The organism is Paenibacillus litoralis (genome assembly GCF_046244365.1).
Taxonomy (GTDB): Bacteria; Bacillota; Bacilli; order Paenibacillales; family NBRC-103111; genus Paenibacillus_V.
This window is the reverse complement of record NZ_CP176395.1, coordinates 1,332,073-1,356,498: the sequence shown is the minus strand read 5'-3', so window position 1 is coordinate 1,356,498 and position 24,426 is coordinate 1,332,073. Positions and strand designations below refer to the sequence as shown.

Genomic DNA, 24,426 nt, shown 5'->3' with positions numbered 1-24,426 from the left:
AATCAAACCCTCAAACGGTACGTCCGATTCGGTTGCTCTCGCCAAGCCTTCCCGCCTATTCGACCAGACCCGTTCGCTCGATGCTTTCCGTAAACCAGCGCTGCGTAAAAAAGTACAGCAGCAGCAAAGGCGCGAGCTCGATCATTCCCGCCGCCATTTTCACCGGCAGCACGTACAACTGGGTCGGGTCGCCTTCAGGCTGAAGGACGCCGAGCTTGATCGGGAGCGTCTGCAATTTGGCGTAGAAATAGGAAGTAAGCATGCTTTCGTTCCAATGAAAGACGATGGAGAACAGAAACACGACGATGATAGCCGGTTTTGCGAGCGGGAGCATGACCTTCCAAAACATTTTGACGACCCCGACGCCGTCGATGACGGCCGCTTCCTCCAGCTCCTTCGGAAACTTTTTGAAAAATTGCATGTACATGAACACGAACAAAGCGCCTTTGATGCCGTGCCCGAACAATGCCGGACCGATAAACGCGAACGGCGAATCGAGCAAGCCGTACGACTTGTAAGTCCAAATAAGCGGGATCATCAGCGTTTGCGGCGGCACGACGAACGTCAGAATGAGCAGCACGAAGCACAGCTTCTGCCCGGGGAACGTCATCCTGCCGAACGCATAGCCTGCGACGGCGCACGAAAATACTTGCAGCGCGGCGGAAGACACGACGATGGTCAGCGTATTGAACAAGGTGGAGCGCCGCAGGTTATCCCACAGGCTGAAATCGTCATGAAACGTAACGGCGATCTTGAGCGAGTCGAAGGCGAATTTATAGTTTATGAGGTTCAAGCTTTTCGGAATCCATCGGGTCGTCGGGTCGATCAGATCGGAGAACGTTTTGAACGACGTGCTGAGCATCGAAACCATCGGCGCGATATAGATTAGGGCCAGGTTAATCAGAATGAAATAGATCAGCAAATATTTCAGGACGCCCTGCTTTTCCTTGTTCGTGCCGAGGATGAACGCTTTCGCTTTATAGCGGACCGTTTGCCTGTGCATAGCCATGCCCGCGATACCGTGCCGTATTTTTTGCCGTACATTCAAAGCAAGCCCTCCCTACCTCACTTTTTGGACGAACGCTTTACGGAAGACGAGGAAGACGGCCGCTAAAATGACCATAATGAACGCCACGTATATCCACCCCATCGCCGTAGCGTATCCCATCCCTCTCGTTCCTTCGTACATGTTCCGGTTAATCATCCCCATCATCGGGTTCGAAGGCATCGTAAACTGATCGACCACGGAATAGACCGCTACGATGAGGATAAAAGGGATAAGGCCGGGCAGCGTAATTTTCCACAGCGTTTCCCACCCGTTGGCTCCATCGATCGCCGCAGCTTCGTAAACGGTCGGGGAGATGCTCTGCAGCCCCGCCAGAAGCAGCACCGTTTGCACGCCGGAGTACCAAAGAATGATGACGAAGGAATTCAGAATATCGGTTACGGTGCCGGCGATCCTCGGGTCGAAATTCGACTGGATAAACGCCCGCAAATTCTGATCCTGGAGAAATTCCAGCGTAAGGGTGTTCGTCGTTCCGGCAGCGCCGACGCCGCCGCCCGTGTTCGCCGTGAGCAGACTGATGATGACGCCTCCGGTCGTAAAGAGCACCGGGAGGAAAAAGACGGCTCTGAAGAAGCCTCTGCCCGGGAATTTCTGATTCAGAAAAAGCGCCGAGATGATCGAGAACAGGATGATGATCGGAATCATGAATACCGACTTCAGGAAAAATGGAATCCACTGATCCCAAAACCCGGTATCCTTCAGCATGATTTGGATGTAGTTGGCAAAGCCGACGAACGTCCAAATCAAATCTTCGGCCTGAATCGAAATTTTGTTCAAGCTCATGACGAACGAATAAACCAGCGGGTATACCCAAAACAACAGGAGGCCCGCTATCCAGGGGGATATGAACAACAAGCCCTGCAGCTTCTGCTTCTTCTCAATCCTCATTCTACTCATGGCCCATCACTTCCCTTGACGGCAATAAAGTCCATTGCCGGAACCGATTTCCCTCTATACGCGTAAGGCGAATCCGAATAATTGCACACGATCTCCGTGCCGTTCTCGTACGTTGTGCGGAAGACGTCGCGGCCGATCTGCTCATGTCCCGTAATGAACGAGCCGGATACGCCGCCCAGAGCCGCATTCACCTTCCCGTAAAGCTTCAGGATATCTTCCTTCCAGATGTCGAAAGCCGAGCTGTACAGCCGGTTTTGCTTGGCATCCTTCAGCAGCTCCGTCTTCTCCGCCGTCACGGCAAAGCCGACGTTCGCCCCGTACTCGACCGCTTTGAGCAGCTCCTTCTCCGGTTCGTCCATCTGGTTGTACGGAACCGAGATGTAATCCGCCAGCCCATGCAGCGCCATATGATAAAAAGGCACGACCTCGTCGATAATCGGCGAGAAGCTGTAATCGCCGGCAACGTTCTCGACGGATACGCCGCCCGTCAATTGAAAGGCCATCCCGCGCCAAAGCCTGACGGCTCCGAGCTCCTTCGCCATCGCGGCGATGTACGCTTCATATTTCCGCTTGATCTGTTCCCGGTTCATCGGAAGCGAAGCGTTAAAGTCCGAATTCAGCACGCCCAATCCTCGCTCCTGGATGCCGTCTATTTGCAGCTCAAGGTACTCCGGCATACTTCGTTCCATAAATCTGGCGATCGCATTCGCGTTCAGCACCAGCTCCCGCCCGCCCTTCTCGCCGATGTCGAGCGGCGCGTTCTGAATGTTGCGGACGACGTCGTTGCGCTCCGAAACTCCTTTTCCCGTAAGCGCCCGCATATGATCGTCCTCCAGCAGCACTTTATAGCCGAAGCTGCGGGCCTGCTCGACGAATTGCTTGAGCCCCTTCGTCCCGCCCAGCCGGGACGCTGCCGGAAACCGGTTCGGATAGCGGACCGACGTCCCTCCGTCCGCCCAGCCTTCATAGACCACATTCATGCTGCGGATGCCGTTCTGCCGAAAATAATCGAGCATCCCGCCCGCCTGCCCGAAGGTCGTCATCGGAATGAATGCCGGAGCGAGGAAGCCGTCCTTCTCCGCTCCGCCCACGATGCGCAATTCAAGCGGCAGCCCGTCTTCACGCTCGGGCTTTTTCGTAAGGCCCTTCTCCTTCATCAAGTAGCTCCGGTACGTTTCCGCCATCCCGGCGTAATTCGATTTCTCCCCGTGCAGCAAGTAGTACTTGATGTTGCGCGTGACGTTGACCGAAAAGTCGGCGTACAGGAATACGCCCGCCCCCGTCAAGTCGGTTAACTTCTTGTACTTTTCGCGGAATTTGAAATGCGCGTAAGCGTTGTAGAAGCTCGTATTGACCCCAGCCGGGCTTCCGACGATATCCGCCCCGCTTTCCCCGCTATGGATGACGGCAAGCATCGACCGGTCGCCGCGGTTCAGCCCGAACGCCGGGTAGAAAGCGCGCGGCTCCTCCAAACCGGCGTACAAGGACGAATCGAAGGAATTGGCATACGATAGATCGCTTCCGTAAACCGTCCCCGTAAAATTGAGGTTATAGGTTTTGTTTTGCCCGAAACGGATAAGCGCGCCCGGACCGTCCGGCACCATCAAATACCCCTGCGACGAGCCGGCTTGCGCAGCGCCGAAGAACGGCAGCACGTTGTAAGCGACGATCTTGCGGAGTTTGCTGCTGTCGAGCGTCGTCACACCCTGCTCGTCGGTCTCGTAAACGTCCGCCGGCTCCTCGATCATGTAATGGGGGACCTCGACCTCCAGGTGATCGTCGTGCAGATAATAGTCGACGGCCATCTTGATTCCGATGCTTTCGAACTCATAGTAGGCTCTCGCGCCATTCGTCATCTCGTAAACCGTCACTTTCGTATTCGGGGTGAAGGCGTTCGCGAACGTCGGCACGGTTTCGGTGTAGCTTTTGACGTATTCCACGATGAGCGGCGACTGCAGATTGTTTTTCCATAAGTTGTTGGAGGCGTCCTTGTCCACTTCCTCCTTGGCCGGCTTGCTTCGCCAAACGAAACCGCCCGCCTTGTCGAGCACTTCGATGTTGCCGTCCTTCAAATCAATCGACAACGACAAGTTCGCGTTGTCCGCTGCCCGGACGAGCCCGGAGCCTTCCATCCGCTTAAGCCGGTCGTTCGTCACCGCTTCGTGAAGCGGCTGCGCGCTCGTTTCCTGGGAGACGCCGATGTTCGCCTGACTGACAAGCAGCATCCGCACGCCGAACAGCGCTACCGCAATAACCGCCAGAACGGCACCTATTTTGAGCTTTCGGAGCAGTGCGCTTCTAGACATAGCCGATCGCCTCCCTAAGGAACGAGACCGCGAAATTGACGGACTGGATCACGATGCCAAACAGTGCGACGGCAAACGCGATGATCGCCACGCCCGCGAACAGCATCCACCCTATATTCGTAAACGTTTCCATCACCTCGAAGCCGTGCACTTCCTTCACCTGAATATAGAACAAGACGGCGATCCAGGCCGATATCAAGACATTCATAAAGCCGTATATGGCGCCTTCCGCATTCGAAAATACGTTGGATACGAGCGCTACCGGAACCGAAAAGTAAATGAAAGGAACCATCGAATATGCCGTGGATATATAGACCGCCTTAAACGTCCCCTGTCCTTTCGTAATGCAGCTGACGAGATAATTGGCGAGCACCCAGATCAGCACAGGCAGCAAGCTGACGAGCAGCTGCTGGAACGGCGACGTAAACGCAAGACCGAACGGATTGAAGACGAAATGGGTAAATTGCAGCTTGAGCAGTTGGCATCCATAATAGAGAGCCAGCAAAACGGAGGCGGACGCTACGCTTCCTTTTCCCGAAAATCGCAAATCGTAAAAGCCGTCGATTGGATGCCACAAAAACTTCCAGGAGTAGGCGAGCTGATCCCCCAATCTTCGCATTAGTCGTTCCTCCGTTTTCTTTTCAATTTGCCTGCGGCCATAAGAGCGAATAAGACGGCGGCGATACCGGCGGCGATATAGCTGAAATGGCTCTGCACCCACTTGATGCGCCATTCCCAGAACGAGTCGGAATAGCCGTTCGTGTCGTAGACCGTTTCGAAACGGTCCATCGAAGCTTCCCACTGCCCTTCCCGATAGAGCGCTTTGCCGATCATATAGTGCGCTTTCGAGTAGAACACGTTGCTTTTCAGCACCTCTTCGCTGCTTTTCTTCGCTTCCTCATAATCGCCCTCGTTAAACAGCTCATTTGCTTTATGGATTTTGGCCGCCAACTCCGTGGGCCGGAAAACCTGTACGCCGTTGAACATGCGGTCGGTGACGAACAAGTATCCCTTGGCGTTCGCCTTGATGCTGACAGGATCGCCGAACATGCCCATACGCAGCTTATTATCAGGCAGCTTGGTGCCGAACGAGAACACCGGCTCTCCCGCCGAATCGAACTGGTAGACCCTTCCCGCCCCCGTGTCGATGCCGAAAATATTGCCGAGCCGGTCCACCGTAATCCCGGAGTAGGAGCCGATGAGGGTCGCCGAGCTGCCTACCTGCATGTTTTTGCCGGCAAACAGATTTTGGCCGCCGACGTTGTATTTTTTGATCTGCTCGGTTTGGGCGCCCATTGTGCTCGTATAAACAAATCCTTCCTGATCGATGAACACGTCGGACACGCTTGCCGCGTTTGCGGTCGCCGATTTCTTCTGTTCGTCCGTATACAGGGCGTTTTTCAGCCGGTCGAGCGCAGATGGCTGAACCTTGTTGGAGCCGAAAAAACCGTCGAACTTCTTGTCGGGCGAAATGACGATCAGCCCCTCGTTCACCCCTTTGGCGACGACGTACAGAAATCCCCTGATGTCCATGGAAATCCCGGACGGAATGAAGGTGACATCCTTCAGGCTGACGGCGTCCGGCTTGACGATTTCGTCGATCCACTCGCCTTTGGCGTTGTAAACGGCTATCCGGTTATTGCCCGTATCGCACACGTAGACGTCCCCGCGGTCCGATACGTAGACGCCTTCCGGCGCCTTCAGCTTCGCCTTGTCCTCGTTCCCGAGTCCGAGCTCCATCAGCAGCAGGCCTCTGTCGTCCATTTTCACAACCCGGTTGTTGTTCGTATCGGAGACGTACAGATACCCTTCGGCATCGATGAACATCCCGGTCGGACCGTTCAGTCCGGGGACGCTTTCCTGTACGCCGTTCCCGTTCTTGTACAACTGGCCGCCGATGACGCGCTCCGGCACGTAAAGCGATTGGATACTGTACCCGTGACCGTCGAAATAACCGAACGAACGGTAAGGGGCTGCCGCACCCGCTTCGCCGCTTGCGCCGAACAGCCCGAGCATGGCGGCGAGCAGCGTAACGGCGAGCCGTTTCCGTGTAAGCAAGCTGCATCCCTCCGTCCTATTTGATCCCCGAATTGACGAGCGTGTTGATCATCGACTTTTGCAAAATAACGAAAATGATCAGGTTCGGAATAAACAGCAGCAGCCCCGCCGCCGCCGAAGCCCCCTGACGCGCGACGACCGTGGACAGGCCGCCGGTCAGCGTCTGCACAAAATACGGAAGCGTCTTCATCGATTCGTCGGTCATGAAGTAGGTGGACGTTTCCGTATCGCCCCAAACCGCCTGAAACGTCAAAATCGCAGCGGTACCGATGGCCGGTTTCACGTTCGGGACAATAATCGAGGCGAATATTTTCCATTCGCTCGCCCCGTCGATTTTGGCCGCTTCGCTAAGCGTGTGCGGGATTTGGTCCATAAACTGCTTGATCAGAAAAATGCAGATCGGCAAAGCCAGATGCGGCAAAATATGCCCGCCGTACGCATTCATGAGCCCGAGCTTCGTCACGATCAGGTAGCGCGTAATTTTGACCGCTTCCGGTGAAAACATGAGCGAAATGATAATGACGCCGAAAATCCAGTCCTTCCCCGGAAACCGCATTCTGGAAAGGGAATACGCGCCCATCGTGCTGATCGCGACCGCAACGGCGATCGTGACGGCGGTGACGACGACGCTGTTGAATATATACCGCGAGAAGGGAAGCACCGATAGCTTGAGCGCAAAGAAAAGATCGTAAAAATTATGAAATGAGGGGTTGTTTACGAAAAACCGCGGCGGATACAAAAACAGCTCGGATAACGGCTTGAACGCCGTATTGACGATGTACACGATCGGAGCGATGGACATCAAAGCATACAGTGTGACGAACAACAGCCTGACTCCGTCCGACGCCGATAACGGAAGCAGCTTTTTTATCCTCTTTTTGATCAGCATGCGCCTTATTCATCCTCCTTCGTGCCAAGCAGCCGGAAGCATACCCGGTTAATCATGTACATGAGCACGAGCAGCATGAGCGAAAGCGCAGTCGCGTAGCCGAGCTCGAACCGGATAAACCCGAAGTCCTCGATATGGTTCTGCAGAAGCTGGCCCGCATAGTTCGGCGTCGGGTTCGTTCCGGACAGCTGGACGCCGATCCCTCCCGCCTTCAGCGCGCCGACGATGCCCATGATCGCCGAGAACAGCATTTGCGGCTTCATCGCCGGAATCGTGATGTACCAGACCTCTTGGATTTTGTTCCGGATGCCGTCCATTTTGCCCGCCTCGTACAGCTGCGGATCGACGGTCATCATCCCCGCCTGCAGCGACAGAAAGCCGACGCCCATGCTGCTCCACAGCGTAACGAATATCATGACCCCCATCAGGTAGCCGCTCGATTGCGTAAAGGCGACAGGAGTGTCGATAAAGCCGAGGTAGAGCAAAATTTGGTTCAAATACCCGTACCGGTCGCCGCTGAAGGCGATAACCCAAACGACCGACATCATGACCCCGCCCGCAATCGACGGCACGTAAATCGCCATCGTGAAGATCGCGCGAAGTCTTCTCGGTATTTGCAAAATAAGCCAGGCCATCATAAATTGCAGCGCATAGCCGGCAGGCCCGACGAATACCGCGAAAAAGAACGTATTCGAAATGACGTGCTTCATGAGGACGATGTCTTCCGTAAACATGACCTTGAAATTGTGCAGCCCGACGAAGACGGGCGCTTCGATCGAGTTGAACCGCGTAAACGCCAGCAGCGAAGCCGATAAAACCGGCAGAACGATAAAAATGAAGAAGCAGATCAAGAAAGGGGCCAGAAACAGGTAGGCCAGTTTGTTTCGTTTCATATCGTGCCAGAGGACGGCCGTCCTGCCGGCCAGCTTCCGCCCTCTCTGATCTGCCGTACGCATCGCCGCGTCCGCTCTGCCGCTCATTGCGATCCCTCCGAAAGCCCGTATTCCCGCCGGTATCTGGCTATCTCCCGTCGGATGCCGTCCACTGCGTACTCCAATTTCTCGCGGTAATTTCCTTTGTCGATAACGGTGCCGGTCCACGCGTTCGCCAGCTCTCTTCCGGTCATATACGAGCCTCCCGGCACATAAGGTATCCCCTTGAACCACTTCAGCTGCTCCAGCACGACTTCCTTATCCCGAGGCGTCCAAGGCGTACGCTTCACGACCTCCGGATTCGCGGAATACCACCTGAATTCGATACCGTAATTGTTCTCCAAATCGCCCGCAAACTGAGCCTGCGTCTCCGTCGACATCCACCATTGCACGAACTGCCATGCCCGGTCCTGACGTTCCTTGTTCGTCTTCATCATCATGACCCCTCTGACGTCGCCGCCGTGCCACCTGACGTTCGTTCCGCCGGCATCGACCGTGCCGGGAATCGGCGCGATTTTCCATAACGAGGAGATTTCGGGAGCCGCGAGCCGGAACAGCAAGTAGTCGCTCATGCCGGAAATGCCGATCGGAACGTCCCCTTGCCGGAAATGCTGATAAAAGCTCGTGATGACCTCGGGGAGATTGTATTTGACATTCAGGTCGGTCATCGTTTTGAAGGAAGCGAACCCTTTGGGCGTGTCGAAACCGACGTCGGAGCCGTCTGGGGAATAAATATCGACGCCGTTCTGATAGAAGAACGTCAGCCAGTCGCCCTGCGGCGCCCAAAAATTCATATTGTTCTGCTGCAGGGTGGGAATGATCTTCCTGACGTCCTCCCACGTCTGCGGTACCGCGATGTTGTTGCGGTTCAAGACGTCCTCCCGGTAATACATCAAGCTCATGGTCGCTTCCTCCGGAAGGGCATAGTCGCCGCCTTCATAATGGAACGGAATGGCCGTGCCCGGGGAAATCCGTTTGCTAAGCTCCGCGAATTCCGGATAGTCGTTCAGCTTCACGACCGCGTTCCGCAGCGCAAAATTGAAAGGCGTATCCATCCCCACGCCCGTCACGACGTCCGGCTGCTTGCCGGCGGCATTGGCCAGAACGAGAACGTCCGCCCCCGGTATGTAGTTCACGTTGACTTTGTAGCCGGTTTGCGGCGTGAAATATTCGTTCGTGTACTGCTGCATCAAATCGACGTAATCCCGGTTGCGCTGCACCCACACTTCGATCGTGCCTTTGGATCCCTTTTTGGTATCGTAATCGTTCGTGAAGGAAGCCAAGAAGCTTTTGACAAAATAACCGGCTGCCCGCCAGATGCCGGGCTTGGCCTTCGGAAACCGTTCGTCCGCGCTTTTCACCGTCAGGTTGTCGATGAGCAGCGGCTGAAAGGCAAGGCTGGCGGCAAAATTGGCTACGTTCGCCTGAATTCTGCTGAGCGAATCGACGCTTTTGGGAATGTCGTTCAAATGCTTGGCGTAGCCCTTCAGCCTGCCCGCTTCCGTTCCCAGCACATCGAACCCGCTCTCCGCGGAGCCCGTGAGCTCGGACAGAGCGGCGATCTGCTTCTCGATGTCTTCCGCCAGACCGGAAAGCCGCTTATCCAAATCCGGCATATATTTGGGCAGGTCGTACTGCTTGAACATGTCGATCTGTTTGCTGCTCGATACGCCCGTAATTTGCTTGATTTCGATATCCGTTTCGTAAAGGGCATCGGCAGCCCGGAGGAGCGCCCTGTATACGTCCTGATAAGGCTCCGACGTCACGGTCAGGCGGATCCGGTGCTTGCCCTTGGTCAAGTAAAAGCCGTACGGCTTGGCGTCTCCGAACGCTTTATTGGCCCAAGACGCGCTGTAAGGGAACGCCACGTTCAGCATTTCCCGGAACGGCACCCGGCCGTCGATCTCGACGGTTCTGTAGGAGCTGAGCGCGTTGTTGTCGCTCTGCTTGTATTTGATGCCGAGCTGGTACACGCCGTCCTGCGGCACCTCGATCTGCCACTCCGCCCATTGCCCGGGATGCCGCCACGACAGTCCGCCGATCGCGTTGTACTTCCGCTTGCCGTAAGCTTCCGGACTTACGCCGGCTTCGGAAATGTTGAATAGCTGGATGGCCTTCGAAGATAGCTCGTACGGGTTTTCTCCCTCGACGGTATGGACGAAGCTCGCGGGGGATGGTGCGGCAGGCTGAGCCGATGCATATTCGCCGTAGCCGGGAACCGGCTCGGGCGACCGGACAATCAGCTTGGAGATCGCAACGCTTCCTCTGATCCCGGTAAGCTTGACGGTATTCGCGCCTGACTGGAACAAAAACTTGAGCGGAGCGCTTGTCATACCGGTTTTGTCTCTGACCGGCTCCGTCTGCCATTCCTTCACGTCCACTTGCTTGGGACGCTTCTCGTTCCCTTCCGCGTCTTTGGAGAAGGGATATGCGTCGTAACGGTACCGCTGCCCCAAAATAAACGAATCGGCTCCCGCATAAGGGACTATGCCGTTGACGAGCAGCCCTCGTTCGATCGTCTCGGCATACGAATTCGTGTCCGCATATTCCACATACACGTAATAGAAGCCGCCCTCCGGCACCGTAACGGCGTATTCCACCTCGCCCGCCGCATCGTCCCATAGAAGCACGTTCGATTTTCCCTGCCAATCGCCGGCGCGAATGCCGCCGTTGCCGGATTTAGCCGCGAACCGGTCTCCCGCTATTTCGACAACCTGCTTGGAGGTGTCGGCCGCGCCCGCTTTTTCCAGCTCCTTGATCTTGGCCGGGTACGCGTCCTTGTTCCTATCGCCGGTCGTTTGAGCGAGCGATGGGAACGGAAGCACGCAGACCAGCGCAAGGATGCATAGAACGGGCACCATCTTTTTGATTGGGATCAACTCCGTCTCACTCCGTTTCCGTAAACCGTTGTTCTAGTGGATGCGGGTTCCCGTATTCGGGTCGAAAAATAACAATTTGTCCAAATTTACGCTCAGCGTCACGTTCTCGCCTTCGCTAAACCGGGTCTCGGCCCCGGTTCTGACGATCACGCTGCCGGCGTTGCCCAAATCGACATGAACATGCCGGTCTGCGCCTATCAGCTCCGTTACTTCGACTTTGCCGGTGAACGCGTTGTCTCCGCCGGCGCTTGCCCCGCGTTCGATCCGCATTTGTTCCGGCCGGATGCCGCCGATGACCGAGTAAACCTGCTGTCTTTCGAGCGGAGCCGCTTTGTCGCGGGGGATCGTCAGCGCCATCGTTTTGTTGTGGAATACGCAAGCCTCCTGCCGCCGCTCGATGTTTCCCGGGATGAAGTTCATCGGCGGATTGCCGATAAAACCGCCTACGAACGTATTTGCCGGATAATTATAAACGTCTTCGGGCGTTCCAACCTGCTGAATGACGCCTTTATCCATAATCACGATTCTGTCCGCCATCGTCATCGCTTCGATCTGATCGTGCGTTACATAGATCGTGGTCGCGTTCAATTTTTTATGCAGCTTTATAATTTCGATCCGCATTTGCACGCGCATCTTGGCATCGAGATTGGAGAGCGGCTCATCCATCAGGAACACCTTCGGATCGCGGACGATCGCGCGTCCCAGCGCAACCCTCTGCCGCTGTCCGCCCGATACTTGGCGCGGATAACGGTCAAGCAAATGATCGATTTCCAAATTTCGGGCAGCCCGCTTTACTTTCTCCTCGATCAAATATTTCTGGACTCTTCCGACCCGAAGGCCGAATGCGATATTTTCGAAATTGCTGAGGCTCGGATACAAAGCGTAGTTCTGAAACACCATCGACACGTTGCGCTCTTTAGGCGTAAAATCGTTGACAAGCTGATCGTCGATATAGATTTCTCCTTGCGTGGCGCTCTCGAGGCCCGCAATCATGCGCAGCGTCGTCGATTTGCCGCAGCCTGACGGGCCGATGAGCGCGACGAACTCCCGGTCAGCTATATCAAGTTCGAAATCTTGCACGGCAGGCGCGACGTTTTTGGCCCCGGGATAACTTTTCCACAAGTTTTTTAACACGACTCTAGCCAACGTTCTCTCCCCTTTGTCCATATCGTTGAACCGCTGCTCTGCGCGGGCGCTTGCATGAAGCTTGAAGCATGAAACGGACCGCCGTATTCCATCGGCCCGCTTCATGCGAGAGGGACAGCCTTTATTTCGCGTTGTAATATTTGGTGTTCAACACCTGATCCAGCTCTTTCAGCATATCGGGAATTTGCACTTTGCCTGCCGCGACGTCCGGGAGTTTGGCGGTCATTTCATTGAGCGCAGTCTGGCCAAAACCGCCGTAGTCGGCGATTTTGCCGTCCTGCATCGCTCTGACGAAGCCGTCGAGCGCCGCCTGATTGTCCTTCGTCGTCTGAAACTTCACGTTGATCGCCGGAATGCCGATCGGGAATACCGGCTCGTTCGGGCTGAGCGTAAGCGGGCTCAATTTGCCGGTTTTCGGATCCTTGATCCTGGCATTTTCATAGAAATGCTTGCTGGTGACGATTTGGATATATTTCATCGCCAGCTCTTTTTTCTGCGAGGTCGGGAAGATCGCCATCGTGATGCCATAAGCGATCGCCGCCCTGCCGCCCGGACCTTTGGGCTGGCGGACGACCGTCCAGTTGAATGCATTCTTCTTGGTATCGGCGTTATACGGCTGCCCCCAAAGCGACCAGGGCACCATGCCCGCATGCCCTTTATACCAATAGGCGGACCACGGATCATTGAGGCCGAATTTGGTCATTTCTTGATCCGTGAAGGCGATGCTGCTCTTGGACGTATACTCGATCCATTTTTCCAGCGCCTTGATCGCGTTCGGGTCTTCGGCGAAGCTCGAAACCGGTTTGTTGTCGACGGTTTTGACCCCTTTCACCCCATAGGCTTCAAGGAACGAATACAGCACCCACGGGTCCTTGACGTTCGGATTGGAGCCGGTAATTCCGTTCGCCTTATCGACCATTTTCTTATTGATGGCGATGAAGTCGTCGATCGTCCAGTCGTCCGTCGGCACCGGCACGCCCATTTTTTCGAACAGGTCGGTGTTGATCATCCACGTCTGCGGCAGCGTCATCCATGTGACGCCGTACGTTTTGCCGCCTATCTTGTTCACGTCCATTGCCGCGGTATTGAGCGTCTTGACGTAGTTCGGCTCCGCCTTGAGCAAGCTGTCGAGCGGCTCGATATATTTCTTGCTGATCAAATCCGGGATATCGCCCGGCACGGTGACGTAAACGTCGGGCGTATTTCCTGCGGCAATCGCTTTCGTGAGCGTTTCCGGGGCATATTCCTCATGCGCAATGTCCTGCTGCTTCAGCTTCAAGTCGGGATAATATTTTTTGAAATAATCGTAGACGCCTCCCAGATCCGGATCCGTCCCGTTCAATTGGCCGAGCACGACCAGCGTCGAAAGCTCTCCCTTGACGTCGGGAATGAGACCATTGTCGGCTGCCGCGGCTGAAGGGGCTGACGTCGCCGGCTTGGCGTCCGCGGAAGGCTTCGGCGAATTCGAGCTGCTCGCCGGCGATGCCGAATTGCCGGTACAGCCGGCGAATAACGTTGAGACAAGGACGAGAGACAACGGTATGGACATCCGTTTCTTAGCTTTCAAAATAAACCCTCCCCATTAGTGAAAATTACAGAACGTCATCCGTAAGACTCTGCAGCCGCGCCGCCGTAAGCATCGTGACGCCGCTTTCCATCACATACCACGGCCATGGCCGGCCGCGGTCGGCATACGCAGCTTTAACCGATTGGAGAAAAAGGTCGCTTCTGTCGCGGTCTCGCATGATTGCCGCCGTATACGCGAGAAGCGCCCACGGGAACGAATCCCTTATGCGCAGCTCCGGCCATCCGGAATGGTGCGAGTTGAACGTATCGTATAAATGCCGAGCCCGCCCGCTGTCAGGCGCAAGCACCCCCGTCCAGACCGGGAACAGCTGGGCTGTCGCGTCGGGGTAGAAGCGGTCCCAGTCCGGCTGCAGCAGCGAACCGTCTTCGGCTTTCGCATAGGCGTAAGCTTGCTTCGACTCGTTCCAAAGCTCGCCTTGAATGCCTGCGAGCACTTCCTCTTTATGCCGCCGATAAACAGCCGCCTCTTCCTCGTCGCCGTATACGGCGCCGCTGATCCATTCCATATCGCCTAAGCCTTCATACACCTCGGCGTTGTCCATCAAGTATTTGACCCGGTGATCCGGCTTCGCCCATGTCAATCCGTCTTCCTGCTTCGTAGCGATCATCGCCCCCGCTATCAGCGCGATATCGTCTCGGTGCGCCTGCAAATAGGCAATGTCGCCCGTCGTAACCGCATATTTGCGAAGCACGTTCAGGAATGTCGAAGCGTACGAGTCGGTCGAGTCGAAATCGCCTGTTGCGGTTTCGGTCAACCGGTCCGTTTCGACCGTGTAATCGTAAACCGAGCCGTCGGGGGCCGTTTCCGCCGACGAACGGTTCAGATGGGCGAAGTACCAGTCCATATAGCCTCGGACGACAGGCGCATGCTCCGGCCGTTCCAGCAGCCCGAGCAAAGCGAGATGCGTGAAATACGGAACGACTCTATATTTGCCGCCATAGCGATCAACCGGAGCGCCATATGTCGGAATGGCACCGCTTTCAAACTGCAGACCGGCGATCCAGCCGGCTTCCCCTTGAAGGATATCTTCATAGAAAGCGTAGCTTCCTTTCTCCGCCCTGCTGGCGTCCGGCGCTCTATAGTCCGTCATTGATAGGACCTCCTTCGGCATGGTAGACTTATCCTAGCTATGAAGCATGCCCTCCCTTTACCGCTTCTTCCACATTCCCCAGTTGGATGGTTCTCCCTAATGCCTGCGCCGACAAAATAAGCGTGCCGATAACCGGCGAGTAACTGGGCGTGCACACTTCAAGCGACGGGTCGTAAACGTGAAGCACTTCGGTCAAGCTGCGCCGTACCCAGTTCGTCGATTGAAAAACCCCGCCTGTCGGATACACCTTGCGCACCGCCGATGCTCCCGGCTGTTCGGCTATTTGCCGCAGCACGGAAATAGCCAGCTGTCCGAGCTCCGCTCCCGCTTGCCGAAGAATCGATTGCGCGACGGCGTCGCCTTCTCCAGCGGCCCTTTCCACGAGCATAGCCAGGTCCGCTATGTCGCTCCGCTGAATTTTGTCAGCGTGCAGCTGCTTTTTGACGCCCCAGAACGACGTTTCGCGGAATTGATCGAGAATGCGGTCATGCAATACCGTAAACGGCCCGCGTCCGTCACTGTAATGGATGCCCGACTTGATCGCCTGCAGTCCAATCCAGTAAGCGCTTCCTTCGTCGCCAAGAATATGCCCGTATCCGCCGGCGACGAATTCGTTCTCACCGTTGAAGCAATATCCTATGCTACCACCCCCCGCTATAATCAACACCCCGTCGTTCTTCCCCGCGGAAGCGCCGGCCAAATTGGCTTTGACGTCACCCTCGACGAGAAAGCGATCGACATGGATGCATTCCTGAATCCAGCTTTTGATCATCTCTTCATGCTCTTTGTGAACGCCGCTGATGCTGACGAACGCCATCTCGACCGTTTTGATCAGAGCCGCCTGCTCAAGCAGCTTCTGGAGCGACAGCTGTATGCCTTGCTTGGACTTGATTTGCCCGTTCAAGGTCAGCATGTGGTCGATCGGAGGGCCGCTCGCGAGCAGACACACTCCGGTTTCCTGATCGTACAGACACGATTTGGTCGACGTTTGACCGCCGTCTATCCCAAGCAAATACATGGTATCCCTCCGCTGTATGTTCTGTCGCTATGCTAAATCGCCCGTACGAACCGTGCCGCCACTTCCCAAGGAGCCGTTATCGACGTGCCGACCACGACACTGTGAGCGCCGCGGATGCGGATCGCCTCATGCACCTCCTCGGGTTTGGCGAAACGGCCTTCCCCGATCACCGGAACGTCTACCGCTTGCACTAGCCGTTCGATCAAATCCAGGTCAGGCCCTACCGTCTTCAAGGTATACGAGGTATACCCCGCCATCGTCGTCGCGACGATATCCGCTCCGCAGCGCGCCGCACGCACCGCGTCCTCCTCGTTCGATATGTCTGCCATAACGGGTACGCCTAGGTCGCCGCGAATCGCTTGAATGAGCTCGAGCAGCTCCGTCTCGTCGCTTCTCGCATCGAACGTGGCGTCGATCGCCACAATATCGGAGCCGGCGTCGACCAATCGTTTGGCGCTTTCGAAGTCAGGCGTAATGATGCGGATCCCGCGCTTGTCGAGCCCCTTGTATATGCCGATCATCGGCAGAGGGACCGTCTTCTTGATTTCCCGGATATCGTCCGCCCCGTTGGCGCGAATGCCTCCTGCGTTCGCCATCAGCGCGCTTTCCGCCATCGCCCGCATCATACGGGGATCGCCGTAGAACGGGGTCCCCTCCCATGCTTGACACGACACGATCAGCTTGTTTTTCATGGATGCGATCATTGCGTTCACCTCTCCTTTTCCATTACCTTCCGGCTGGTTTGGAATATTTGACTTCAGTATAAGTGGGCGGGGAATATTTGGCAAGAATATTTTTTCGATAATTAATATATAGAAAAATATTTTTTCGACATTGACTTGCAAGCGGCTAATTCAACGGTTGAGGCTTGGGAAATACCGAACCGGGAAGCCGTATACCCGGTTTGGCTTAACCCGCCTTAAGTCCAGTCTTCGGCACCGCCGCCGGTCCGTTTCCCCTCCCTGCGTCCGCCGCTACAATGAATCCATAAACGTTGAAACGAAGGGTGAGGGATGTCATGAAGAAGATTTACCCGAACGGGCTGCAAAAGGGGGCATGGTCGTGAAATACAAACTTTCGGCCAATAAGCCGCTGCTCTGGATGCTTGCCATTCCGGTTTTAAACCTTTTTTACGGCGTGTTGAATCACGGAAATAACGGCGCCGGCAGCCTCGCTACCGATTTGGACGCCATGATCCCGTTTATCCCGGCTTTTGCCGTTCCGTACTTGCTTTGGTACCCGTTCGTTTTCGGCATGATGTTCGTATTTTTCTTCAAGAACCGACAAAATTACTACCGTACGCTGCTCACGCTATGCGCCGGATTGCTCGTCTCCTACGCGACTTATGCCGTTTATCAAACGACGGTTCCGCGGGCCGCCATTACGGAAAACGGGTTCTTCGAAGGTTTGGTCCGGTTCATCTACTCGACCGATCAACCCTATAACTGCTTCCCGAGCATCCACGTCCTTACCAGCTATTTGATGATCAAGGGCGTAACGGCAAGCCGCAATTTCGGTTTGCTGACGCGGGCATCCGTAGGATTTTTCAGCTGGGCGATTATCGCATCGACGCTGCTGATCAAGCAGCATGTCATTATGGACGCGGTCGGCGCCATCGTTTTGGTGGAACTGCTTTTCCCGCTTTTCGGATTATTCACGGGGGCCTACGCAGCTCGCAAGCTCCGGTCCGATAACGCCGTACAAGACAAATCGCCGCTGCCGTCTTCTTCCCGGAAGCTATCCGCTTAAGAGGGGCGGAACGCTCGCAGCTTATCAACCGCGCGGAAACGATATTCGGCTATTCGTGGTATACTGGTTGAAAACGGAAACGGTCCGGTCTTCAAGGCAATGCCGGATCGCGAGGATTTCAAACGGGGGAGAAACGATGAAGCTGGATCGGCTGTTGGCGATCACCATGCTGCTCTTGAACCGGAAAAGAGTGAGCGGCAAAGAATTGGCGGAGCGCTTCGAGGTGTCCTTACGGACCGTCTATCGCGATATGGAGGCGCTCAATCAGGCAGGTATCCCGATCGTGTCCTACGACGGCTCCTCGGGCGGCTACGAAATCATGGAGCACTACAGGCTGGATCGCCAATTCCTGTCATTCGGCGAGCTTTCCTCGCTTGTAACGTCGCTGAAAGGCATTCAAAGCGCTCTTGGCGAGCAGGAAATGGGGGGCTTGCTCGAGAAGGTCGGCGCGATGGTCGCCCGGACGGAGAAACGGCAAACGGACGAGGCTTCGGAGAGACTCGTCATCGACATTAATCCTTGGCGGAACGGCAACGCCGAGAAGGAAATATTCGCCGCTCTGCGGCAAGCGGTCAAAAATAACAACGTGGTCCGCTTCGGGTATATGAGCTCCGTCGGACAATCGACCGAACGGATCCTGGAGCCGATGGGGCTCGCGCTGAAATGGGTATCGTGGTATGTGTACGGATATTGCAGGCTCCGCAATGACTTCCGGACGTTCCGCTTGTCCAGAATCCAGGATCTGCGGATCGAGCTCGAGACGTTCGAGCGGCGCCCCAACCCGCCCGTACCTCTCGATCAATGGGAATCGCGCAGTCCTCAAATCCCGATTACACTGCGCATTTCGCCTGCCGCGCGGGGAAGGCTCGAAAACTATACCAAACATATCGAGCCTCAAGCGGATGGAACGCTCCTCGTGCAAGCCGAATTTCCGGATGAAGCGTGGATCATTAACCAGCTTCTTAGCTTCGGCACCGATCTCAAAGTGATCGAGCCCGACCATATCCGCTCCCGGCTTAAAGCCTTAGCGCTTAAGGTCGCAGCCGAGTACGGGTGAAAGCCTGCCGCTTGCCCTTTACGGCCGCACAAACAAAAAAGAAAGAAGCCGCAAACGGCGCCATGCGCAGCTTGCGGCTTTTTTCTTATGGCTTGGACAGAAGCTTTACGGCATCGTCCAGCTGATTCTGGATATCGTGCGGCGTGTAACCGAACCAGCGATTCAGATCCAGCTCGTACACATGATTGTTTTTAACGGCCGGCAAATTGGCCCATAGCGCGCTCTTCTTGATGCTCTCCAGGTTTTTCTTCGAGTCGTCGTCCAGGAATGTCGCAACGAGCAAATAATCAGCCGAATATTCGGGCAGTACCTCCAGCGAAACCGGCTTCGCCCAGAAATTCGGATCCTTCTCGATTTCCTTCTTCACGGGCTCCGGCGGCGTCAGCCCTAGCGCTTTATAGATCGTAAATCCTAAATTCCTTACGCCGTACACATAAATCTCTTTAGGCCGGATGTTGTAAATGGCGAACGTTTTGCCTTGTCCGATTTTTCCCTCGATCTGCTTCTTGGCTTCCTGAACTTTCGCATCGAACGCCTTTTGCCAAGCTTCGGCTTCTTTCTGGCGATTCAGAATATCGCCGATCACTTTCACATGACCCGACACGTCGTAATTCATCCACGGCACGACTACGGTCGGCGCGATTTTGCTCAGCTTGTCATAAACGTCCTGCTCGGCGTCCCCGGCAATAATCAGATCGGGCTGAAGCTGTAAAATTTTCTCGAAGTTCACGTTCTCTGCGTTCCCGAGGCTCTCGATGCCCTTGACCGCGTCGCCCATATCTTCCAATACATGATCGGGCGCGGCGATCGGCTTCAAGCCGACGGAAAGCATTTGGCTGACATACTGCAGCGTAACCACCTTCTGAGGCTTCGCCGGAATGACCGTCTCGCCCATGGCATGCTTGTACGTGCGGGTAGAAGTCTCGGCGGAACCGCCGGCAGCGGCCTTATCGTCCTTCTTCCCCCCGCAGCCGGCCAGCGTCAAAATAACAGCCAGAATGCCTATCCACAAAAAAGCTTGATGTCTTGTCATATTGTCCATTCCTTTCGTTTTCATGGAGCCCCTCCTCTTACTCATTCGTCAGGCTTTCGATTTGGCCAGCAAGTAAAGGAAATATGGCGCGCCGATTATAGCGACCACGATACCCGTCGGGATTTCCGATGGCTGCACAACGGTTCTGGCCAGCGTATCGGCGACGATCAGCAGCAAGCCGCCCGCAAGCGCCGACGCCGGCAGCAGAAACTCGTGCTGCGGTCCGACCAGCCGCCGTGCCAAGTGAGGTCCGATCAGCCCGACGAAGCCGATCCCGCCGCCGGTTGCCACGCATGCGCCGGCAAGCCCGATGGCGACCGCAATCAGCGACAGCTGCTCTTTAACGATCGGCGTCCCGAGCCCTTTGGCCATCTCGTCGCCCAGATTCAATACGTTAAGCGTGCGCGCTTTATAGAAAGCGATCGGCAGCAAAACGACGATCCACGGCAGCAGCGCGATGACGAATTTCCAATTCGAGCCCCAAATGCTGCCCGCAAGCCAAACGGAAACGAACTGATAGTTCTCCGGACTGAGGCGCAGCGTCAAGACGATCATCGCGGCCGAAATACCCGCCGCGACGGCGATACCGACTAAAATCAAGCGTACCGGGGTTACCCCCCGCCCCCGTCTGTAGGCGAGCACGCAGATCAGCACGGCCGTAGCGCCGGCGCCGATAAGCGCAAGGAACGGCATCATAAATACCGGAGCCGCCTGCTTCGTCGGATAGAAGGAGATGAACAGCACGACGGCCAAGCCCGCTCCTGCGTTGATGCCGAATATTCCCGGATCGGCCAGCCCGTTGCGCGACAGCCCCTGCAAAATAGCGCCCGCTACCGCCAGCCCGGCGCCGACCAGAACGGAGATCACGATGCGGGGCAGCCGGAATTCGAAAAGAATCAGCGCCTGCTTCTCGGTGCCCCCGCCGAACAGCGTCCGGAGCACCTCCATCGGCGAAAGCCGGATAAAGCCGGTGTTCATGCTGACGATAAAAGCCGTCGTGACCAGCGCCGCCATGATGGCCATGACGGTTATGAAGCGGATTTTTCTTGCCCTTGCCGCAATGGTATGAGTCATTACAGCTCCCTCCTTTCTTTACGCGCCAAGTAAAGGAAGAACGGAACTCCAATAAGAGCGATGATCGTGCCGATCGGGGTTTCGTAAGGCGGATTGATCATTCTCGCGCCGAGATCCGCCAATACGACGAATAAGCTCCCGAGAACGGCCGAGCAAGGAATGATCCAGCGGTAATCGACCCCGACCAAATATCGCGCCATATGCGGAATAATCAATCCGATAAAGCCGACCGAACCGACCGTAGCCACGCCGGCCCCAGCCAGTACGAGCACCAGCAGCACGCCGAACAGCTTGATCAGCCCTGTCCGCTGTCCGAGGCCGACCGCGATGTCCTCACCGAGGCTCAATATAGTGATGGAACGGGAAATCGCGATCGCCCCGGCGATTCCGGCGAGCACCCAGGGCAGCAAAACTTTGATCTGCAGCCATTTCGTCCCGGCGACACCGCCCGCATACCAGAACGCAAGGTCCTGGCCGATTTTAAAATAAATGGCGATGCCTTCGCTCAGCGCGACCAGCAAGGCCGCCACTGCGGCGCCTGCCAGCGCCAGCCGTACGGGCGTCAAGCCACCTTTGGCAAGCGAGCTGATTCCGTATACGAGGCCCGTACCGACCGCCGCACCGACGAACGAAAACAAAATAAGCGTATGAAACGGCAGACCGGGCATAAATGCAAAGCAGAACGCAAGTACGAAGCCCGCTCCCGCATTAATGCCAAGCAAGCCCGGATCGGCCAACGGATTCCGTGTCATGCCTTGCATGATCGCCCCCGCTACCGCAAAAGCCGCGCCGACAATCGCCCCGGCCATCGCGCGAGGCAGCCGCAGCTCCTGGATGATCTGGTGCTGGGTAAGGCTTGGATCGAATTGAAACACGGCTTGCCACACCGTTTGAAACTTGATATCCGCGGCACCAAACGAAACGGATAGAACGAGACCGGCGACGAGCGCGAAAAGCCCCCCGACTAAAATAACCGTAGCCGCAACCGGACGCGTCCGGATTTCGGGTTGCTTCTGAGTTTCCGTTATCAAGATCAACGCCTCCAAAACATAATCATTGATAAAGATTATCATTATCATGAAGATGGCGCTGCTCACAGACGGATTTTTTTGGCCCCTGTACGGATTTTTTTGTATATTTATGTAACCGCTCGAAATCCTCTATCGCCCGAACGAAGCCGCTCCCCCTAGCAATAAGCACTCGAAAATCCGCTATCCCAAACATCCCCGCCCGACTCTAAAGCAGTCATTGGCATGCCACCCAAGAGGCTTTGGCCTTACAAAGGGGCTAACCTTGCTTACAAGGACAAGGATAAACGCCTACCGGCGTCCTTTTGGTGCCTTGCGTTTACCGAGACGATGAACAATCAGCGGAGATATACTTTCTGAATCGTCAAAAAAAGCCCTGCGAATACCGCGGGCCTTGAAGCATACGACTTGCCGAACTAGGATTACCCGAAAATCCGCTTGAACTCGCTCATGCTGTCGAGAACGAACTTCGGACGCATGCCGCCGGGCACATCCGTTCCGTTCCGGTTGTAATAACAAAAATCGATACCGGCGTTCACGGCTCCGGCGTAATCGTCCCTCAGCGAATCGCCGACGAACAGCACTTCATGGCTGTCAGCCTGCAGCTGCCTCAAAGCGATGTCGAAAATCGCTTTGCTCGGCTTGCGGAAGCCGACCTCGTCCGAAATGACGATCGAATCGAAGCGATCGTATATATTCCCCGCCTTAAGGCGCGCCCGCTGAGACTCGCTGATTCCGTTCGTAATGATGCCCAGCTTGTAGATGCCTGCTATATCCTCGAGCAGCCGGTCGGCCCCTTCCTCGAACACGCACATCTGGCAAAAATGCTCCCAGTATGTCCGCGCCAGCTCATCCGGATTCGCCAGCTCGCCGCCAAGCGTATCTCGGAACGAATTGGCGAGCACCTCGCCGATCGTCTTCACCCCGCCGCCGGTGACGAAGCTTTCCCAATGAACGGCGTTGCTGGTTAAATAGCTGGGCCAGAACCGCTCCCATTCAAAGGAACGCTCATCAAAAAGCCGATTCCTTTCGCAGGTCAGCCGCATGGATTGAAGCTCGCAAACCTCATAGTTTACAAGTGTATTGTCCATATCGAATATAATCGCTTTATACATGGCTCTCGCCTCCCCGCTCCCCCCGGCTTCCAAGCCGCCGCTAATTTTGATGACTGGTAACTTCTAGCATAAAGCAAAACATGGCGCCATGCTACAATTTTGTATGCGGCCGACTTGCGCTTGCAGCGAGGAAAACCTATAGTCAAGAGGAGCCTATTGCCGCCCGCTCCAACAGCGACGGCGATATTTCAACCCATTTTCGAAGGAGTGATCCTATGAAGTTCCGCAGACTCGGCGCAACGGATTTGAAGGTTTCGGTCATCGGCATCGGCACTTGGCAGTTTGGCGGCGAGTGGGGGAAATCTTACTCCCAGCAAGAGGTCGACGGCATATTGGATAAAGCGAAGGACGTCGGTGTCAATCTCATCGATACGGCGGAATGCTATGGCGATCATCTGTCGGAATCGCTGATCGGCGGCTACTTGAAAGGCCGCAAACGCGAGGACTGGGTCGTCGCGACGAAGTTCGGCCACCGGTTCCACGGCCATTTGGACCGTTCGCAGCTGTGGACGCCGGCCGATGTGCAAGAGCAGCTTGAGCGGTCGCTGCAAGCGCTCCAAACGGATTATATCGACTTATATCAATTCCATTCCGGCACGGATGAGGCATTCGACAACGACGATTTGTGGACGCTGCTCGATAAGCAGGTGCAGGCCGGTAAAATCCGTCACCTCGGTATATCGATCGGCAGCAACGACAATCTCCATCAAACCTCCGCGGCAAGCCGCGTGAACGCAAAGGCGATTCAGGTCGTCTACAACCGGTTGGACCGCCAGCCGGAAGTCCGCGTGTTCCCTTCCTGCCGGGAACAGGACCTCGGGGTTCTGGCCCGCGTGCCGCTGGCCAGCGGCTATTTGAGCGGCAAATACAAGCCGGGCGCAGTGTTTGCCGAAAATGACGTAAGGCGCAGCCACGACGCGGCCAAAACCGCAGAGAAACTGCGGCAGGTCGAAGAAATCCGGCTGCATGAAGTGCCGGAAGGCATGGACATGGCCAAATGGGCTCTCGCTTGGGTGCTGAAGCACGATGCCGTTACCTGCGTTATCCCGGGCTGCAAGGACGAGGCCCAGGTCGAGGCGAACGCCGCCGCTGTCGACTACGTTGCAGAAACCCACCCCCAAGCCTGGCAAGGCCAACAAGCCTAAGCGGCAACCTGCCGAAACCGAAAACCCGCATGCGCCTCGGAAGAGGCCATGCGGGTTTTCATGCTGCCGATAAGATCGTTTACTTGCCCTGAATAATTTCCTTTACCCTGCCGACCTGGCCGTCGGTCAGCTTTACCTTGATGCCGTGGGGATGGGTCGGCGATTTAGTCAGCAGCTCCTTGACGATACCCCTGGTCAGCTTGCCGGTGCGCTGGTCCTGCTTGAGCACGATGTTCACTTCGATGCCCGGCACGATATGGTTACGGATTTGCCCGTTCATGGTTCGTCCTCCTGTCCGTCCTGCTGCAATGGAGAGTCTCGCACTCCCTGTAGCAGTCTACCACAATTCGGACGAT

At 55.8% G+C, this 24,426-nt stretch carries 21 protein-coding genes; 3 read left to right on the top strand and 18 right to left on the bottom strand.

Annotated elements, in window-relative coordinates; all coding sequences use genetic code 11:
• Positions 1-55: 55 nt before the first annotated feature.
• From ACKGJP_RS05790 to ACKGJP_RS05730, 13 genes are all read right to left on the bottom strand, one after another.
• Positions 56-1,048, bottom strand: coding sequence for a carbohydrate ABC transporter permease (locus ACKGJP_RS05790; protein ID WP_409344734.1), 993 nt, complete (start codon positions 1,046-1,048; stop codon positions 56-58).
• 12 nt (positions 1,049-1,060) lie between these two features.
• Positions 1,061-1,963, bottom strand: a complete 903-nt coding sequence (locus ACKGJP_RS05785) for a carbohydrate ABC transporter permease (protein ID WP_409344733.1) — start codon at positions 1,961-1,963, stop codon at positions 1,061-1,063.
• Complete coding sequence (locus ACKGJP_RS05780; RefSeq protein ID WP_409344732.1) at positions 1,960-4,269, bottom strand: DUF5696 domain-containing protein; 2,310 nt, start codon at positions 4,267-4,269, stop codon at positions 1,960-1,962. The genes ACKGJP_RS05785 and ACKGJP_RS05780 overlap by 4 nt, the downstream gene beginning before the upstream one ends.
• Positions 4,262-4,888 (bottom strand): YIP1 family protein, encoded by a 627-nt coding sequence (locus ACKGJP_RS05775; RefSeq protein ID WP_409344731.1) that lies wholly within the window; start codon positions 4,886-4,888, stop codon positions 4,262-4,264. Before ACKGJP_RS05775 ends, ACKGJP_RS05780 begins: the two co-directional genes overlap by 8 nt.
• Entirely contained in the window at positions 4,888-6,327 is a 1,440-nt protein-coding gene (locus tag ACKGJP_RS05770; protein WP_409344730.1) for a hypothetical protein, read from the bottom strand. Before ACKGJP_RS05770 ends, ACKGJP_RS05775 begins: the two co-directional genes overlap by 1 nt.
• A 16-nt stretch (positions 6,328-6,343) precedes the next feature.
• The gene (locus ACKGJP_RS05765; protein ID WP_409344729.1) at positions 6,344-7,216 is read right to left on the bottom strand and encodes a carbohydrate ABC transporter permease; all 873 of its coding nucleotides are present in this window, start codon (positions 7,214-7,216) and stop codon (positions 6,344-6,346) included.
• A gap of 5 nt (positions 7,217-7,221) precedes the next feature.
• The gene (locus ACKGJP_RS05760) at positions 7,222-8,196 is read right to left on the bottom strand and encodes a carbohydrate ABC transporter permease (RefSeq protein WP_409344728.1); all 975 of its coding nucleotides are present in this window, start codon (positions 8,194-8,196) and stop codon (positions 7,222-7,224) included.
• Positions 8,193-11,027, bottom strand: coding sequence for an extracellular solute-binding protein (locus ACKGJP_RS05755; RefSeq protein WP_409344727.1), 2,835 nt, complete (start codon positions 11,025-11,027; stop codon positions 8,193-8,195). Before ACKGJP_RS05755 ends, ACKGJP_RS05760 begins: the two co-directional genes overlap by 4 nt.
• Positions 11,028-11,060: 33 nt before the next feature.
• Positions 11,061-12,173, bottom strand: coding sequence for an ABC transporter ATP-binding protein (locus ACKGJP_RS05750; RefSeq protein ID WP_409344726.1), 1,113 nt, complete (start codon positions 12,171-12,173; stop codon positions 11,061-11,063).
• A 121-nt stretch (positions 12,174-12,294) separates the two neighbouring features.
• On the bottom strand, positions 12,295-13,740 hold the full coding sequence (locus ACKGJP_RS05745) for an ABC transporter substrate-binding protein (RefSeq protein ID WP_409344725.1): 1,446 nt from the start codon (positions 13,738-13,740) through the stop codon (positions 12,295-12,297).
• Between the two features lie 25 nt (positions 13,741-13,765).
• Positions 13,766-14,851, bottom strand: a complete 1,086-nt coding sequence (locus ACKGJP_RS05740) for a hypothetical protein (RefSeq protein WP_409344724.1) — start codon at positions 14,849-14,851, stop codon at positions 13,766-13,768.
• 37 nt (positions 14,852-14,888) lie between these two features.
• Positions 14,889-15,869 carry an N-acetylglucosamine kinase gene (locus ACKGJP_RS05735; RefSeq protein ID WP_409344723.1) on the bottom strand — a complete coding sequence of 327 codons (981 nt, stop codon included), beginning with the start codon at positions 15,867-15,869 and terminating at the stop codon, positions 14,889-14,891.
• A gap of 32 nt (positions 15,870-15,901) precedes the next feature.
• A complete protein-coding gene (locus ACKGJP_RS05730) occupies positions 15,902-16,573 on the bottom strand; it encodes an N-acetylmannosamine-6-phosphate 2-epimerase (protein ID WP_409344722.1) in 672 nt (223 codons plus the stop codon).
• Between the two features lie 358 nt (positions 16,574-16,931).
• Between ACKGJP_RS05730 and ACKGJP_RS05725 the strand changes: the two genes are divergently transcribed.
• Both ACKGJP_RS05725 and ACKGJP_RS05720 read left to right on the top strand, forming a co-directional pair.
• Complete coding sequence (locus ACKGJP_RS05725) at positions 16,932-17,618, top strand: phosphatase PAP2 family protein (RefSeq protein ID WP_409344721.1); 687 nt, start codon at positions 16,932-16,934, stop codon at positions 17,616-17,618.
• A 136-nt stretch (positions 17,619-17,754) separates the two neighbouring features.
• Entirely contained in the window at positions 17,755-18,675 is a 921-nt protein-coding gene (locus ACKGJP_RS05720; RefSeq protein WP_409344720.1) for a helix-turn-helix transcriptional regulator, read from the top strand.
• 85 nt (positions 18,676-18,760) lie between these two features.
• On the opposite strand, the gene ACKGJP_RS05715 is transcribed toward ACKGJP_RS05720, so the two are convergent.
• From ACKGJP_RS05715 to ACKGJP_RS05700, 4 genes are all read right to left on the bottom strand, one after another.
• Positions 18,761-19,732 carry an ABC transporter substrate-binding protein gene (locus ACKGJP_RS05715; RefSeq protein WP_409344719.1) on the bottom strand — a complete coding sequence of 324 codons (972 nt, stop codon included), beginning with the start codon at positions 19,730-19,732 and terminating at the stop codon, positions 18,761-18,763.
• Between the two features lie 24 nt (positions 19,733-19,756).
• Positions 19,757-20,782, bottom strand: a complete 1,026-nt coding sequence (locus ACKGJP_RS05710; protein ID WP_409344718.1) for a FecCD family ABC transporter permease — start codon at positions 20,780-20,782, stop codon at positions 19,757-19,759.
• Positions 20,782-21,813 (bottom strand): FecCD family ABC transporter permease, encoded by a 1,032-nt coding sequence (locus ACKGJP_RS05705; RefSeq protein ID WP_409344717.1) that lies wholly within the window; start codon positions 21,811-21,813, stop codon positions 20,782-20,784. The genes ACKGJP_RS05710 and ACKGJP_RS05705 overlap by 1 nt, the downstream gene beginning before the upstream one ends.
• A 419-nt stretch (positions 21,814-22,232) precedes the next feature.
• Complete coding sequence (locus ACKGJP_RS05700; RefSeq protein ID WP_409344716.1) at positions 22,233-22,925, bottom strand: HAD family hydrolase; 693 nt, start codon at positions 22,923-22,925, stop codon at positions 22,233-22,235.
• Positions 22,926-23,140: 215 nt separating this feature from the next.
• Between ACKGJP_RS05700 and ACKGJP_RS05695 the strand changes: the two genes are divergently transcribed.
• On the top strand, positions 23,141-24,070 hold the full coding sequence (locus ACKGJP_RS05695) for an aldo/keto reductase (RefSeq protein ID WP_409344715.1): 930 nt from the start codon (positions 23,141-23,143) through the stop codon (positions 24,068-24,070).
• A gap of 79 nt (positions 24,071-24,149) precedes the next feature.
• Here ACKGJP_RS05695 and ACKGJP_RS05690 read toward each other — a convergent pair whose 3' ends face one another.
• Positions 24,150-24,350, bottom strand: a complete 201-nt coding sequence (locus tag ACKGJP_RS05690; protein WP_409344714.1) for a YwbE family protein — start codon at positions 24,348-24,350, stop codon at positions 24,150-24,152.
• Positions 24,351-24,426: the final 76 nt, after the last annotated feature.